Source organism: Flavobacterium sp. Leaf359, from assembly GCF_001423985.1.
In the GTDB taxonomy this organism is placed as follows: domain Bacteria; phylum Bacteroidota; class Bacteroidia; order Flavobacteriales; family Flavobacteriaceae; genus Flavobacterium; species Flavobacterium lindanitolerans.
The window spans coordinates 227,535-242,003 of sequence record NZ_LMPW01000015.1 but is presented as its reverse complement, the minus strand read 5'-3'; the positions used below and the strand labels follow the sequence as shown (position 1 = coordinate 242,003).

The window sequence follows — 14,469 nt, the reverse complement described above, 5'->3', positions numbered from 1 at the left end:
CACAAAATTTACAGGAGCTTTCCTTTAAGAAATCTCCTCAACCCCAGATTCCGATTATTGCCTGTACCGAAAATATTTTTAATGGTATCAAATCATGCGGTTTAGAGATATTGCAACATCAGGTAAAAATAGGATTATGCATTAATTGTGAGAGGAACAATTATTGCGCTTGGAAAGAGAACAAAAAAATATACTGCGAACACTATCAATAAAATTATGATTACTGCAAAAGAACCTGCTAAAAAAAGCATGTATGAAAATGTAATGGAACAGTTTAATAAAACTGCTGACATTATGAATTTGAATCCTGATATCAGGAAGATTTTATCAATTACGAATAATGAAATCCTTGTTCATTTTCCTGTGAAGATGGATAACGGACAAGTAGAAGTATTTACTGGCTACAGAGTTCAGCATAACAACGCTCTTGGACCATACAAAGGTGGTTTAAGATTCCACCCTACTATGGACGGAGATGATGCCAAGGCTTTGGCAATGTGGATGACATGGAAAACTTCATTGGCAGGATTGCCTTATGGCGGTGCTAAAGGTGGTATCCAGATTAATCCAAGAGATTATTCGCTTTCTGAATTAGAGCGAATCACAAGAAGATTTACTTTCGCTTTGGGCGATAATATTGGTCCGGAATTGGATATTCCTGCTCCGGACGTAAATACAAACGAGCAAACAATGGCTTGGATTGCTGACACTTATATGTCAACAAAATCTCCATCTGAAAGGTCAAACAACAAACACGTAGTAACAGGAAAACCTGTTGGTTCCGGTGGATTAGAAGGTCGTGACCGTGCTACAGGATTTGGTGTTTACCTGACTCTAAAGCTTTTCTTTGAAAACAAGAATGAAACTTTAGCCGGTAAAAAATATATCGTTCAAGGATTTGGAAACGTAGGTTACTGGGTTTCTTACTTCATGGAAAAAGATGGGGCTAAATTATTGGCTGTTCAGGATGCTCACGCTACAATTATCAATGAGAATGGAATTTCTGTTAATGATTTGTACGAGCATTCAAAACCAAGAAAAGGTTCCATCCAGGGATTCACAGGTGCTAAAGAAATGGAACCGAAAGATTTCTTCGCTTTAGACTGTGATTTTGTAATTCCGGCTGCTTTAGGTAACCAAATTACTGCTGCAAATGCTTATGATATCAAAGCAAAAGTAGTAGCAGAAGGTGCTAACGGACCAACAGATAACGAAGGAGAAAGAATTCTTTTGGAAAGAGGAATCACTATTATCCCGGATATCTTATGTAACTCAGGTGGTGTTATTGGTAGCTACTTTGAGTGGTTGCAAAACCGTAATGGTGAATTATGGCCATTAGATGAAGTTATGGCTAAAATCGAAAAGAAACTTACTGAAAACTACAAAAAAGTGCAAAATATCGTAAACGAAAAGCAGGTAGACTGGAGAACTGCTGCCTACATTCTGGCTATTTCCAGAATTGAAACTGCTTATATACAACGTGGTATTTTCCCTTAATTAATTGTAGTGAATCATGAAAGAAATAATCATCGAGAAAAGAGAATATGAAATGCTGCGACAGATTATCTCTAATGCAGGTCATAATGTAGACAAAACTTACAAGGCTTCTATTGAAAAGCTGGCTAATGAGCTTAAATCGGCAACGATTATGGACAAGGAAAGCATGCCTGAAGAGATTGTAAGGTTTAATTCTATAGTAACAGTACAGATGCCTTTTGGTGACCCGAAAAGCTTCCAGATTGTTACACCCGAAAAAAGCGATATTTCACAAAACAGATTGTCAATTCTGGCTCCTATGGGACTGGCCTTATTTGGCTATGCTGTTTCAGATGAAATTATGTGGCAATTCCCATCCGGAATGAATGCCATAAAAATTCTGAATGTAGAACAACCGGACGCTTTACAAAAATAATGACCATGAAAAAAGAGGTAATCAAGATACATCAGGACCAGGATGACTTGCAAAAGTTTTTCATCAACAGGGATGTTGACCGCTGGAAAGATGAAGTGGCTATCATTGAAGAAGAAATCATTTTATTTTCCAATTTATTGGGAGCTAAAAATGACAAGTCTTATTCAAATATCTTGGAAAAGATGAAGGTTTTCAAGGTTCAGAATTCTGAAATTCAAGAAGAATTAATCAATTATGACCGAAAATTAGAGGTATTGAAAGAATGTGAAGACCTTCAATGTGAAACCTTTTTCCTGAATTCTCATAACGATTTTAAGGAAAAGATTGAAGTACATTTTTACCAGTACCGAAATTTCAAGAAGAATGTTTTTTCTGTAATCAATAATAAATAATTAATTGTACCCAAAAAGTAATTGAGAATATACCATGATTATTAAGTAGATTCGTTTGAGACAGTTACTTTTAAAACACCGGTTTACGCCGGTGTTTTTTTTAATTATTTTGATAAAGATGATTGGCTGACTTCGAGTGCAGTTGTATTTTAGCCACGGATTAGGATGATTACGCAGATTTTATATTTGTTTGATGAACCAAATTATATTAAATATCAAAACTCTATAGATTAGCAGCCCATACATAAATATCGACCTTTTCGCTAATATTATATTTTCTCCTGATTCTGTACTTTTTCCCCTCTATGCTTCTAATGCTGGAATTGGTAAACTTAGCTATTTCTTTTGTGGTAAAACCCAATTTTATATAGGCACAGAATTCCTGTTCGCTTGCGACGACATTAGGTTGAATTTCAATCAGCCTTTCGCAGAAATAAGGATACAGTTCTTTAAATTTTGGAAAGAAATGACTACTGTTCTGTACAGCCATATCTATAACTTCTTTTAATTTGTCTATATCAATTTCTGCTTCTCTTTTCCATATTCCAACCCTCTTTTTATAATATTTTATGGATATGGCTTGTTTTCTTATGATAAAACAGACAAGCCAAAACACAAGTCCAATTGAACCCAGCAATGATTCGAAAAAAATCATATCGTTTACCGGATGTTTAACTGAATTTGTCTTTATATCTAAAAACATCATGAAAAAAAGGAAAAAGCATATTAATACTATTGCCTTTTTATTTCTACTGATTTTAAAAAAAACAGGTAATGATAGAATCAACGGAATGTAATAGAAATAAATTCCCGACCCCAGTCCTATGTGAGAAGATATATAAAAAAAAATAAAACTCAATAACAGATATGTAAAGGTTTGGGCAAGGGCATTAAATTTTAAATCTGTGAATATCGTATAAAAGAAGAGAATAGACAGAAGAAAGAAGCAATACGAGATTAAAGATGATATATAAATAAAATCATATACAGAAATAGCAAAAAATAAAAGCGAGAGCGAAAGGAAACTTTTATTCCATAATTTAATATGTTCCACTTCCATTTTTTGCGTATACTTTTCGGTTCCAACTTCAATTAATTTGCAATAAAAACCTGAAATGCTTTCTAAAACCATAGTAGTTTGTAATTAAAAATAATGCCTGAAATTCAATGCAATTTTAAGCCAAAAAACTACGCAAGTACATGCATGTGTGTAATCATTTCGGAATATATCACACTAAATACAATACATAAACATATGATTTTTAATAAATTACAAAATAAAATACGATATTAAAGTTTTCATCCGGGACTTTTAAATACAGTAATTAAAATAATCTTAATAGTAAGACGTATATTACAAATAATTAAATTTGCAGTACCCACAAAATAAAAATTTATGAACAGAATATTTTCGGCCTTACTCCTTCTCTGCTTGTTTTCTTCGCTACTCAATGCCCAATCAAATAAAGAGGATATCGACAAATTATTAAAAGATGCGGGATACACTTTAGATTTTGTTGATAATCAGAAGGGCTTAAAAATTATACTAAAGGCAAGGGAAGCCTCCAAGCGAATCGGATATAAGGAAGGATTACTAAAAAGCGGAAGCATGTTAACCGTTTTTTATATGCGTGAAGATAATTATAAAAAAGTGATTGAAACCAGTCGGGAAATGGAACCCCTTGCACTGGAACTCAAAAATTATATAGCACTCACAGATTTATACAGGATGATGGCACTTGCGCACGGTCAATTGGGATTGAGCAAACCAAGCTATGAAAAATACCAGGCTGCCTTAAAAGCTTCAAAAAAAATTCAGCAGAAAAATACGCGTCATTATAAAACGTCACTCATTTATGGGAATATGATAACCTATTTTGATCGTATGGACGACAATTATTCCCAGGATAGCATTTTACATTACCTGAAAAAAAGTTTAGAAGAAATAAAACAAATTGATGACAATAGCCCCGATACAAAGCTTAATGATAAATATGATATACTTGCCGGTACTAACTCCAATATTGGCATGTTCTATATAAATCAGCATAAACCACAAAGAGTAGATCTCGCCGAAAAGTATTTTATGGATGCAATAGCCATATACGATAATAAAAAATACAAGCTTATGGCCATAAACAGAGTGTTACTATCAAACTCTTTTGGCCGTTTCTTTCAGGCAAAAAAAGACTATAATAACACTATAAAATATGCTACTAATGCTTTAGAATTAGAAAGAAAAGCTAATTCGCCTTATATGCGAAAAGAGTCTTATGAAATGCTGGCAGACTCCTATCTTGAATTAGACAACAAAGCTCTGTCAAAAAAGTATATGCAATTGTATACAAGTATAAACGACAGTATTACGGCAGCGCAAAATGCAAGTATTGAAGCGCCTGTAAACCAAATCGTTTCACAGGAAAAAAAGAAGCATACAACAATAATCGTTATTATTTCCGGTTGTATTCTTGTCATTATGGCTTTTATTGTAAGGCTATTCGGGAAAAGAAAGAACAGGATTTTACATGAAAACTATGAAAGCTTAATTGAAAAACTAAAGTCAGAAAAAAAACCAGGCAGACTTACTGAAGAAGAAAATTATGGTAAGATATCGTCAGATAAATCGTTTACTATTATAGAAGAAACTACTGATGCCCTACTCTTGAAACTGGAAAAATTTGAAAAATCTAAAAATGTAATTAAAAAGGAAGTTAGCCTTACCTGGTTGGCTAATCATCTGAATACCAACACGCGATATCTTTCTGAAGTTATAAAAAAATATAAGGGCAAATCATTTAATAATTACATCAATGGCTTAAGGATAAACTATATTGTAGAATTACTTTATGAAGAACCCAAACACAGAGAATATAAAATAAGTTATCTTGCTGAATTATGCGGCTTTTCGTCAAGAGAGGTATTTACAACAATATTTAAAAAGGAGACAGGCATCTCTCCCTCCTATTTTATTGATAATTTAAAAAATAAGGATATTTCTTCAGGAACGGAAAATAAAGAATAGTGTTTTTTATTTGTTCTTTCTGTAATGATTAAGCCACAATCTTGGCGGTGGTTCTTTCCCTATTAATTGAGCCGGATGGAACGCCATAGCTGAAAATGGTACCACCTGTATTGCGGTTTTCAGCCCAAATTCTTCCGCCAAGTTTTACTATAAAATCTTTACTAAACGAAAGTGCAATACCTGCACCATCACGTGTTGAACCTCCTTTACTGCTTATGGAAAACAGTTTTTTCATTTGATTATCGGATAGTCCTGGTCCTTCATCTTTTACAGAAATTATAATTTCCTTCCCTGTTTTGAGGGCATCTATAGCAATAGTTTTGCCCTTGGGAGAAAATTTTAATGCATTCGATAACAGGTTTCTGTTTACGAATTGCAGCATTTCCCGGTCAGATGTAGTTAAAATGCCTTCAGGCACATTATTAATAACGGTTATACTTTTTTCATTAAGTTGTGCCTTGTAACCGCTAATGGCTTCATTAAGCAGCGAACGGACATTTACGGTTTCAAAATTGATTTTAAATTCTCCAAGCTGGTGTTTAATCCATTGCAGGGTAGCATCAAAATTTTCCAACGTTACTGAAATATCGTTGCTCATAGCCAGATAAAAAGATTCCTTCTCTGATTTGGTAAGTAATTCCGAATTTCTTTCTAACAATCGCATCATATAAAGCATTGAAATAAGAGGTGAACGGAAATCATGAGCCAATATGGAAACCAGGTTAGATTTAATTGTATCTGCTTCAGATAAAGAACTGTTTTTATTTTTAAGAAGCTCACATAACACAACCTTCTTTTTATAATCGTTTCTGATTTTTTTATACGCTCGTAACAGCAGCAATAACAGAATAGTGCAGGATATTAAAAAGAAAATCAATATCATGACGGTCTGTCGCAATGCTTTTTGCGATAGTTGGAGATTTCCAGTGCTTTCCAATAATTGGTTATAATCTAAACCATACCCCCTTACATTATCGGAAGTAGTTACTTTGTCAGAAACAGACAGGCCGTTGGTATTATCTTTTTTTGCAATAGCTATTGTGCCGGTATGAGTTGCCTGAGAAAGCAAAATACCTTTGTTATTAGCAACGGTCTCTAACCGGATAGTATTATCAGACATTCCGGTTCTAATTCCAACCTCTCCATAAGCCCCACAGGCTCCCATAGCAAATAATAAGGTTAGAAATTTGTAGTTCATCACTGATATTTTAAGGTTAAGTTTGTTCTATTTATAAATCTCTAACAACAATTAACAATAAGGTTGTTTTGAAAAATATTCAAAACAACAAGATGATAAGACTGATGGGGTAAGTATAAAAAAAGGCGAACTAAAAAATAAAAACTGTGGGGGACAGTACTTTAAATAGCAGTTGCCCAAAAAGCCCTAAGTTTAACTAGTGCTTCCTCTATCTGAAACATTTCTGCGGTTGTATACCCAATTTTACGGCTGGCAGCAACAGCTTTAAGTTCCAATATTGTTATAGGCGAAATAGTAATATATATAGCACATGAGTTAGCTTCAATGTGAGATGTTTCCGTCCATATGGACAGTTTGGGTCCTGCTATGGAATGTACATAGCCATATTCTTCGAAAATTCTGTATACATCAGTAACACTGACCTTAAAATCAAAACAGGTATCAAATACACTATTGAGCAATTTGGTGATATAAGTCAGTTCAATGGCATGGTTCTGAATCAAACTGTCATTTTTTTCAATCAGGAATTGTTTTATAAAACTCTTTAATATCCGGTGCTCTTCAACTGCTAAATTATGTCCCATATTCAAAATCATTCATTAATCTATTAGTTCCATACAGTTCTAATTAAGCAAGAAACCTCTATTAGCCCTTGCCCACTTTATACAAATAACATAGGATAAATATGCTTTGGCAATAGACAATAGCTGTCATTACAAAGGAAAAAAACAAGGTGAATAAAAAGCAAAAACAACCAACGTATATATACACGTGTATAGTTATTTTTTCATAAAAAACTGATAATGATTTATTTAAATAAAATCATATGATAGTAAAAACTATATAAATCAAATACTATTTGAAAATAAAAAGTATTTTTAAGTAGGCACGTGTAGTTAAAAATTTACTTTTTCATCCGGGGTAACAATCAATATAAAGCAGTGTGGGAATGCCTCAGATTTAGTAATTCAGGTGCAATTAATATTATTTTATCAGATTTAAATCTGTACCAAACAAAAATCCCAGCCTAAATAAGCCGGGATTTTATTTTTGTATTAATGATATAAGATTTAACTGGTAAGCCTACCGCCATCCCAATCCCGGTGCCACATGCTCCAAAATAGATGACAATACATGCACATTGTAATCAACACCTAATGTATTGGGAATAGTCAAAAGCAAGGTGTCGGCTTCCTGAATTGCTTCGTCTTCGGCCAATTCTTTTATCAGTTTATCCGGTTCTGCGGCATAGCTCCTTCCAAAAATGGCATTTCTGCCGGGTTCAATCATTCCAATCTGGTCTACTCTATTGGCTTCCTGACCAAAATAAAGTCGGTCCTGGTCATTTACCAAAGCAAAGATAGAACGACTCACAGACACTCTTGGTTCACCCGGATGTCCTGCTTTTTTCCAGGCTTCCTTATACAATCGGATTTGTTCGGCTTGCTGTACATGAAAAGGCTTGCCGCTTTCATCAAATTTCAGGGTTGAACTTTGGAGGTGCATTCTGTTTTCTGCTGCCCAAACTGCTGTTGCATTGGAAGCGGCTCCCCACCAAATACGTTCACGCAATCCTTTTGAGTAAGGTTCCAAACGCAGTAAACCCGGCGGATTAGGAAACATCGGAGTTGGATTAGGTTGGGCAAAACCTACGCCATCCAATCTTTCTAAAAATTCCATGGCCTTACTGCGCCCCATATCGGCATCATTTTCTCCTTCTTTTGGTTCATATCCAAAATAGCGCCAGCCTTCAATAACCTGTTCTGGCGAACCTCTGCTTATTCCTAATTGCAATCGTCCTTCCGAAATCAGGTCGGCAGCTCCGGCATCTTCCACCATATAGAGCGGATTTTCATAACGCATGTCAATGACTCCCGTACCTATTTCTATCTTACTTGTTTTGGCTCCAATAGCCGAAAGTAAAGGAAATGGTGAGGCTAACTGCGCTGCAAAATGATGTACGCGAAAATAAGCACCATCCACTCCAATTTCTTCGGCTGCAACAGCAAGGTCAATAGATTGGAGTAACGTATCGCTAGCCGTACGCGTTTTATAAGCCGGATGATTGGCCCAATGCCCAAACGATAAAAATCCTATTTTCTTCATTATTTGGTCTTAATTTTGTCTCTTGTAAAGATAAAGATTTTCTGTCGGAAAATTGACAGGCTGCTAAGCTATATCCCAATTGTCTCTGTCTTTATAAACTATAGGCGGCTACAGACTGCAGTGCTTTTGGTAAAGCTTCATCCTTAAATTGAGGAATTGCAGAGCCTTCAACCCTAAAAACAGTTATGTCTGTAATACCCAGAAAACCTAATACATTTCGCATGTATTTTTCAGTAAGGTCAAATTCCTTTAATGGTCCTTCAGAAAAAATTCCTCCGCTTGCTATTGCCAGGAATACCTTTTTATCCTTCAGTAATCCCTCCACTCCATTTTCTGAATAACGAAAAGTTATACCAACCCTAACGATATGGTCTATCCATGCTTTAAGTGATGAAGGAATGCTCAAATTATACATAGGCACATCTATGACCAGTATATCTGCCGGTAACAGTTCTTCTAAAGCATCATTTGAATAAGATATCGCATCCTTCAGTTCAGCTGAAAGGTTCTCTGCAGGTGTCATAAATGAATTGAAATGGAGTTCGTTAAGATGTGGGATTTCATCTTTTGTTAGATTTCGTATAACAGTATCTATTTCCGGGTGTTGAGTTTTAATTTTTTCTACAATTGCATTTCCCAATTGAAAACTCATGGATTCCTTTCCTTTGAAACTGGTTATTACTCTTAATAATTTCATCTTATTTTATTTTTAAATTGTTATCACAAATTTTAAAAGAATTACTATACATTTGTTATCTGTTACAAAAAGGATAGTAGTTACAAAAAGAATAGTATATGGAAATACATGCAGAAGATAGATGTGCTAAAGCTAAACTAGCCATCCGAGATACATTAGATGTGGTAGGCGGGAAATGGAAACTGGTCCTTCTTTCTGTTTTAAGAAATGGAAAAAGAGGGTTTAATGAATTATCCAGAGAAGCCGGAATTTCGCCCCGGATTTTGTCAAAAGAGCTTCAAGAACTGGAAATGAATGGTCTTGTGAGTAGAGAAGTCTGTAATACGAAACCTGTCACAGTGCAATACGCACTGACAGAGTATAGCAAAACTTTGGAAGAAGTATTAATTGCAATGGAAAAATGGGGAAACCTGCATAGACAGAAAGTAATTTCGGGAAACTGATTCCTATTCCATCTCTCCTAAAAAAAGACTCCAGACTTCTTTCTTTTTATTTCCAAACGTTTTTGCTTCCGGGTAGAAATAAATCCTTTGGGATATATTTTTTTGTAAAGTTTCCGTATCTCTTTGAATGGTCAGTATATAGGATGCAGTCCAGTAATTGCCAAACGTCTTTACTTTCTGGATATTTTTGACTTCAAATTTGAGTTCCTTGGAGGCTACTTTCTCCAGTAATCTGTCTACACTTATTTTATCTGAAGTAAAAAAGTCTGAAACCGAAATGTTTTCTTTACACAAGGCATCAATCCTTTCTTTAAGCTGTTTTTTTAAAGTATTGGAAGTGTTTTTAGCAGAATACATTTCCAAAAGCTCATAAAAATCTTCCAGCTTTGAAAAAGAATTTTCTTCATAAGCTTCAAGTACTTTTACAGAAAAGTTGGCTTTTATACTGTTTTCTACGGCAGCATTATTAGCTTGCTGTGCAAAAGTGCAGTTGTAAAAAAGAAATACTATGACTGTAAAATACTTTATCATTGTTTGATTCTTATAAATTCAATTTTTCCTTCATTGTTGTTTTTAATTTCCAGAATCTGCATTCGCTTTACAGATTCGGTAGGAATAATCAGTTTTTCCGAAAACTCATTTTTATTGAAATATTCGGCTCCCAAATCATTTTTAAGCATAACAATGACTTCCAGATTATCCGATAAGATTTTATTGAGCTGTATTTTTCGTGTTTCCCAATCTTTAATATCCGATTTCATAAAGGCTTTGAGCATCATGGCATAATCGTCAGGTTGTAATAAGATTTCAGTGTTTTCTGTAGTCTTGTTTATTTTTATCTCCTGTTTTTTGTAATAAGGGCTCTGAATGACAACTTTTGCATTTTCATCTTTCAGCGCCACTTCTATTTCAGAATTACGAATGGGTATTTCAATTTTTTTATCGTCCTCAATTGTATAGGCTTTTACTTCTTTTGCCTGTATGGTATCATTTGTAAATTCATTCTTTAGTTGCAATTTCTGTGTCTGTTTCTTTCCTGAGTAAGCAAAAAAGAGAATAGCAACTATTAAAACGGCTAAAAAACCAATAACAACAAAATGTCTTTTATTCTTTTGGGAATGGTTTTCTTTTTGCCCAATAACCACTTCCCTATTGGTAAAGACAAATTCATCCCAACCTGAAAATCCTGAAAATTGGCTTAAAATATCAAGCATGTCTTTTCTTGGCAGTTTGGAATTGCTTTCGGCTTTAAGATGTGTGTAAATCCATTTTTCACTAATTCCCTGTCTGGTTTTCTCTTCAACCAATTCGATAAGATTCTGAATATCCTGTGAAGAAAAACTTTTCCAGTTTCCTTGAAAATAAGGATACTGCTTCTGGTAAGCCAAAAGCACTTCCTGTTTTAAAAGTTGGAAAAAGTCTAATTCGGTCATCAACAAAAATGAGTTCAAAAGTAGTCCGAAAGGTATAAAAAACTGTTGTAAATCTGCTGTAAAACTACTGTAAAAAGGTTACAGCCAAAGGAAAGCGGTTTTACCGGACTCCATTTAGAATGGCAACGTAATCTTGCATCATTAATCAATAACAAAAATCAAGATGAAATTAAAATTCACAATTGCAGGTATTTTATTCTTTGGTATGGCTTACGCCCAACATGGCGCCAACCAGGTGTATAACAATCAGAATAATCCGTATAACTATAAAAATGCGGGCTTATTTCAAAACGCAGAAAAGGTTAACTATACAGAAGATGGTATTAATTTCAGGATTGCAATTTTAAACAATGTAAAACCGGATTCCTATGTGGTCACTTTGGGGCTAAACGAAGAAGGATTGTCTGTAAAAGACTGCAATGCCAAAATCAATAAGCGTTTGGATGGTTTCAAAAATGCGTTGAAAAAAACGGGAATCCGGGAAGAAGAGATTTTTGTTGATTTTATTTCGCAGACTAAAATTTATGACTATAAATCAACTTCTAACTCCAATCAGGTCAATATAACCCAGGAAGATAAGGGATTTGAGATAAAAAAGAATATTATTGTCAAACTAAAAGATGTCAGCTTGTTCGACAAACTGATTGATATGGCTTCGGAATATGAAATCTACAACATCATCAAAGTCGATTATAAAAAAACCGATACCGAAAAAATCTATGATGAAATGTTGGCAGAAGCTAATGAGGTTTTAAAATCCAGAAGTAAAATTTATGATAAATACGGAAAAAGAGATTTTGAATCGGAGCCACAGCTATTAATAAATTTCTACAGTATCCAACCGGGTAAACAGTATAAAAACTTTACTGCCTTTGAAAGTTCAGATGCCGTTTATAATGATTATTACAATTCCAATAAGGTGTTGGTACGAAAAGAACAAAGGAAAAATAAGACTTTTTATTATGACGGTATAGACCCGGATTCTTTTGACAAGATTATGAATTCTGATTCTCCGGCTGTAAGCATTCAATATGTAATGGAATTCAGCATTTCTTACAAGACAAAGAAAAAACCAAAAGAAGAAACCAAAAAATTATATCATATTATAACTCCTAACGGAGACGTAAGAACATTGGATCTTAAGAACTAAAAAAGAACAGCTTCAAGCACTTGTCTTGAAGCTGTTTTTATAATTCAACTCAATAAATTTTATACTCTTCCGTTTTTGATTTCCTCAACAATTTCCGGATTCAATAACGTTGTTGTATCTCCAAAATTTGAGAAATCACCCTCTGCAATTTTTCTAAGGATTCTTCTCATAATTTTACCGGAACGTGTTTTTGGCAATCCGGAAACAAACTGAATTTTATCCAGCTTAGCAATTGGTCCGATATGACCGGAAATGTGCTGGTTGATTTCGTTTGCCAAATTTGCCCTGTCTCTGGATTCGCCATATTCTTTAAGAATAATAAAGCCATACAAAGCATTTCCTTTAATATCATGAGGAAAACCAACAATTGCCGATTCAGCCACAGCAGGGTGTTCGTTAATAGCATCTTCAATAGGAGCTGTTCCCAGATTATGTCCGGAAACAATTACCACATCGTCTACACGACCCGTGATTCTGTAATAGCCTACTTCATCACGCAATGCGCCATCACCCGTGAAATATTTGCCTGGAAAAGCCGTAAAATAAGTCTCTTTAAATCGTTGGTGGTCACCCCAAATGGTTCGTGCCATTCCCGGCCATGGAAATTTAATGCAAAGGCTTCCTACAATTTGGTTTTCTTCAATTTCATTTCGTTTTTCATCCATCAAAACGGCCTGGATTCCCGGTAAAGGAAAAGTGGCATAAGTTGGTTTTGTTGGTGTTATAAAAGGCAGCGGTGAAATCATGATTCCTCCGGTTTCTGTCTGCCACCAGGTATCTACAATCGGGCATCTTTTTTTACCCACGTGGTTGTTATACCAGTGCCATGCTTCTTCATTAATCGGTTCTCCTACAGAGCCAATGACTTTTAATGTTGACAGGTCGTACTTTTCAACCCACTCACTGTTTTCTTTTGCTAATGAACGAATGGCTGTTGGAGCCGTATAAAATTGGGTAACCTTGTGTTTGTCGATGACTTCCCAGAATCTTCCAAAATCTGGATAAGACGGCACTCCTTCAAAAATTACGGTTGTTGCCCCATTTAGCAACGGACCGTATAAAATATAGGAATGTCCGGTAATCCAGCCTATGTCTGCAGTACACCAATAGATATCGTTTTCTTCGTAATTGAATATATTTTTAAAAGTATAGGCCGCAAAAACCATATAACCTGCTGTAGTGTGGAGCATTCCTTTAGGCTTTCCTGTTGAACCCGAAGTATAAAGAATAAACAATGGGTCTTCAGCATCCATAATTTCAGCCACGTTGTTCGGAATTGCAGCTTCCAACAGCGGCTGTAACCACAAATCGCGGCCTGTTTTCATGTTGATTTCTGCATTTGTTCTTTTAACAACCAGGACTTTTTCTACAGAAGGGCATTTTTCCAAAGCCTCATCAATAATACCTTTAAGGTCGATTGATTTGTTTCCTCTGTAGGCGCCATCAGATGTGATAACCATTTTACATTGCGAATCATTTACTCTAGTAGTTACTGCCGAAGCCGAAAATCCGGCAAAAATAACTGAGTGTATTGCTCCTATTCGGGCACATGCTAAAACGGCAATAGCCAATTCAGGAATCATAGGCAAATAAATGCATACTCTGTCGCCTTTCTTTATTCCCTGTTCTCTAAGAACATTGGCCATTTTTGCAACCCTGTCGTATAGTTCATTATAGGTAATATGCTGTGCTTCTTCTTTTGGGTCGTTGGGCTCAAAAATAATAGCCGTTTTGTTTCCTCTTTTGGCCAGATGCCTGTCTATACAGTTTTTGGTAATATTAACTTTAGCATTTAAAAACCACTTGACATCAGCCTCTTGCATATCGAATTCAACAACCTTATCCCATTTTTGGTACCAGGTGAAATTCTCATCAGCAATTTTGTCCCAAAATTTTCTGGGCTCTCTTATGGATTTGTTATAATGTTTGAAATATTGTTCCAGACTCTTGACTTGGTAATAGCTCATAATTGTATTAATTACAGATGGATTGAATGATGGTAAATATACTAAACATTGCCTTAAATGGGTAGCTGCAACCATTATTTTTCTCAATTTTTTTGAACCGGAAACTTCTCTAAAAAAGTTAAATTAAAAGTAGAAAACCAATTGATGAA

Annotated in this window: 14 protein-coding genes; 6 read left to right on the top strand and 8 right to left on the bottom strand. The window is 34.9% G+C overall.

All coding sequences use genetic code 11. From position 1 onward, the window contains the following. Positions 1 to 216 precede the first annotated feature (216 nt). From ASG38_RS16350 to ASG38_RS16340, 3 genes are read left to right on the top strand one after another with little or no spacing between them, the layout of a single operon-like run. Positions 217 to 1,497 (top strand): Glu/Leu/Phe/Val dehydrogenase, encoded by a 1,281-nt coding sequence (locus ASG38_RS16350; RefSeq protein ID WP_056073779.1) that lies wholly within the window; start codon positions 217 to 219, stop codon positions 1,495 to 1,497. Between the two features lie 16 nt (positions 1,498 to 1,513). Next, positions 1,514 to 1,912 (top strand): GreA/GreB family elongation factor, encoded by a 399-nt coding sequence (locus tag ASG38_RS16345; protein WP_056073554.1) that lies wholly within the window; start codon positions 1,514 to 1,516, stop codon positions 1,910 to 1,912. 5 nt (positions 1,913 to 1,917) lie between these two features. Next, on the top strand, positions 1,918 to 2,304 hold the full coding sequence (locus tag ASG38_RS16340; RefSeq protein ID WP_143395045.1) for a hypothetical protein: 387 nt from the start codon (positions 1,918 to 1,920) through the stop codon (positions 2,302 to 2,304). Between the two features lie 223 nt (positions 2,305 to 2,527). Here the strand turns inward: ASG38_RS16340 and ASG38_RS17775 are convergent, their stop codons facing one another. Continuing rightward, the gene (locus ASG38_RS17775) at positions 2,528 to 2,959 is read right to left on the bottom strand and encodes a LuxR C-terminal-related transcriptional regulator (protein WP_157486197.1); all 432 of its coding nucleotides are present in this window, start codon (positions 2,957 to 2,959) and stop codon (positions 2,528 to 2,530) included. A 741-nt stretch (positions 2,960 to 3,700) separates the two neighbouring features. Here ASG38_RS17775 and ASG38_RS16330 point away from each other — a divergent pair. Next, positions 3,701 to 5,326 (top strand): AraC family transcriptional regulator, encoded by a 1,626-nt coding sequence (locus ASG38_RS16330; protein ID WP_056073548.1) that lies wholly within the window; start codon positions 3,701 to 3,703, stop codon positions 5,324 to 5,326. Between the two features lie 28 nt (positions 5,327 to 5,354). Here the strand turns inward: ASG38_RS16330 and ASG38_RS16325 are convergent, their stop codons facing one another. The 4 genes from ASG38_RS16325 to ASG38_RS16310 all read right to left on the bottom strand — a co-directional run bounded on the left by ASG38_RS16325 (position 5,355) and on the right by ASG38_RS16310 (position 9,327). Beyond that, the gene (locus ASG38_RS16325; RefSeq protein WP_056073546.1) at positions 5,355 to 6,524 is read right to left on the bottom strand and encodes a sensor histidine kinase KdpD; all 1,170 of its coding nucleotides are present in this window, start codon (positions 6,522 to 6,524) and stop codon (positions 5,355 to 5,357) included. Between the two features lie 161 nt (positions 6,525 to 6,685). Further along, positions 6,686 to 7,108 (bottom strand): hypothetical protein, encoded by a 423-nt coding sequence (locus ASG38_RS16320; RefSeq protein WP_056073544.1) that lies wholly within the window; start codon positions 7,106 to 7,108, stop codon positions 6,686 to 6,688. Positions 7,109 to 7,607: 499 nt separating this feature from the next. Next, positions 7,608 to 8,630, bottom strand: a complete 1,023-nt coding sequence (locus tag ASG38_RS16315; RefSeq protein WP_056073542.1) for an LLM class flavin-dependent oxidoreductase — start codon at positions 8,628 to 8,630, stop codon at positions 7,608 to 7,610. 91 nt (positions 8,631 to 8,721) lie between these two features. Continuing rightward, positions 8,722 to 9,327 carry an FMN-dependent NADH-azoreductase gene (locus tag ASG38_RS16310; protein WP_056073540.1) on the bottom strand — a complete coding sequence of 202 codons (606 nt, stop codon included), beginning with the start codon at positions 9,325 to 9,327 and terminating at the stop codon, positions 8,722 to 8,724. A gap of 98 nt (positions 9,328 to 9,425) precedes the next feature. Here ASG38_RS16310 and ASG38_RS16305 point away from each other — a divergent pair, with 98 nt between their 5' ends. Next, positions 9,426 to 9,770 (top strand): helix-turn-helix domain-containing protein, encoded by a 345-nt coding sequence (locus ASG38_RS16305; RefSeq protein WP_056073538.1) that lies wholly within the window; start codon positions 9,426 to 9,428, stop codon positions 9,768 to 9,770. 3 nt (positions 9,771 to 9,773) lie between these two features. Here the strand turns inward: ASG38_RS16305 and ASG38_RS16300 are convergent, their stop codons facing one another. After that, positions 9,774 to 10,301, bottom strand: coding sequence for a hypothetical protein (locus tag ASG38_RS16300; RefSeq protein ID WP_056073536.1), 528 nt, complete (start codon positions 10,299 to 10,301; stop codon positions 9,774 to 9,776). After that, positions 10,298 to 11,203 carry a hypothetical protein gene (locus ASG38_RS16295; RefSeq protein ID WP_056073534.1) on the bottom strand — a complete coding sequence of 302 codons (906 nt, stop codon included), beginning with the start codon at positions 11,201 to 11,203 and terminating at the stop codon, positions 10,298 to 10,300. Before ASG38_RS16295 ends, ASG38_RS16300 begins: the two co-directional genes overlap by 4 nt. A 163-nt stretch (positions 11,204 to 11,366) precedes the next feature. Here ASG38_RS16295 and ASG38_RS16290 point away from each other — a divergent pair, with 163 nt between their 5' ends. Then, positions 11,367 to 12,353 (top strand): SIMPL domain-containing protein, encoded by a 987-nt coding sequence (locus ASG38_RS16290; RefSeq protein ID WP_056073532.1) that lies wholly within the window; start codon positions 11,367 to 11,369, stop codon positions 12,351 to 12,353. Positions 12,354 to 12,412: 59 nt separating this feature from the next. Here ASG38_RS16290 and acs read toward each other — a convergent pair whose 3' ends face one another. Then, a complete protein-coding gene (acs, locus tag ASG38_RS16285) occupies positions 12,413 to 14,320 on the bottom strand; it encodes an acetate--CoA ligase (RefSeq protein WP_056073530.1) in 1,908 nt (635 codons plus the stop codon). Between the last annotated feature and the right edge of the window lie 149 nt (positions 14,321 to 14,469).

Bases quoted from the DNA above. Each gene is read 5' to 3' on its own strand.
- ASG38_RS16330 (WP_056073548.1), top strand. From the start codon at position 3,701: ATGAACAGAATATTTTCGGCCTTACTCCTTCTCTGCTTGTTTTCTTCG.
- ASG38_RS16320 (WP_056073544.1), bottom strand. From the start codon at position 7,108: ATGGGACATAATTTAGCAGTTGAAGAGCACCGGATATTAAAGAGTTTT.
- ASG38_RS16300 (WP_056073536.1), bottom strand. From the start codon at position 10,301: ATGATAAAGTATTTTACAGTCATAGTATTTCTTTTTTACAACTGCACT.
- ASG38_RS16310 (WP_056073540.1), bottom strand. From the start codon at position 9,327: ATGAAATTATTAAGAGTAATAACCAGTTTCAAAGGAAAGGAATCCATG.
- ASG38_RS16295 (WP_056073534.1), bottom strand. From the start codon at position 11,203: ATGACCGAATTAGACTTTTTCCAACTTTTAAAACAGGAAGTGCTTTTG.
- ASG38_RS16340 (WP_143395045.1), top strand. From the start codon at position 1,918: ATGAAAAAAGAGGTAATCAAGATACATCAGGACCAGGATGACTTGCAA.
- ASG38_RS16315 (WP_056073542.1), bottom strand. From the start codon at position 8,630: ATGAAGAAAATAGGATTTTTATCGTTTGGGCATTGGGCCAATCATCCG.
- ASG38_RS16290 (WP_056073532.1), top strand. From the start codon at position 11,367: ATGAAATTAAAATTCACAATTGCAGGTATTTTATTCTTTGGTATGGCT.
- acs (WP_056073530.1), bottom strand. From the start codon at position 14,320: ATGAGCTATTACCAAGTCAAGAGTCTGGAACAATATTTCAAACATTAT.
- ASG38_RS16305 (WP_056073538.1), top strand. From the start codon at position 9,426: ATGGAAATACATGCAGAAGATAGATGTGCTAAAGCTAAACTAGCCATC.
- ASG38_RS17775 (WP_157486197.1), bottom strand. From the start codon at position 2,959: ATGATTTTTTTCGAATCATTGCTGGGTTCAATTGGACTTGTGTTTTGG.
- ASG38_RS16350 (WP_056073779.1), top strand. From the start codon at position 217: ATGATTACTGCAAAAGAACCTGCTAAAAAAAGCATGTATGAAAATGTA.
- ASG38_RS16325 (WP_056073546.1), bottom strand. From the start codon at position 6,524: ATGAACTACAAATTTCTAACCTTATTATTTGCTATGGGAGCCTGTGGG.
- ASG38_RS16345 (WP_056073554.1), top strand. From the start codon at position 1,514: ATGAAAGAAATAATCATCGAGAAAAGAGAATATGAAATGCTGCGACAG.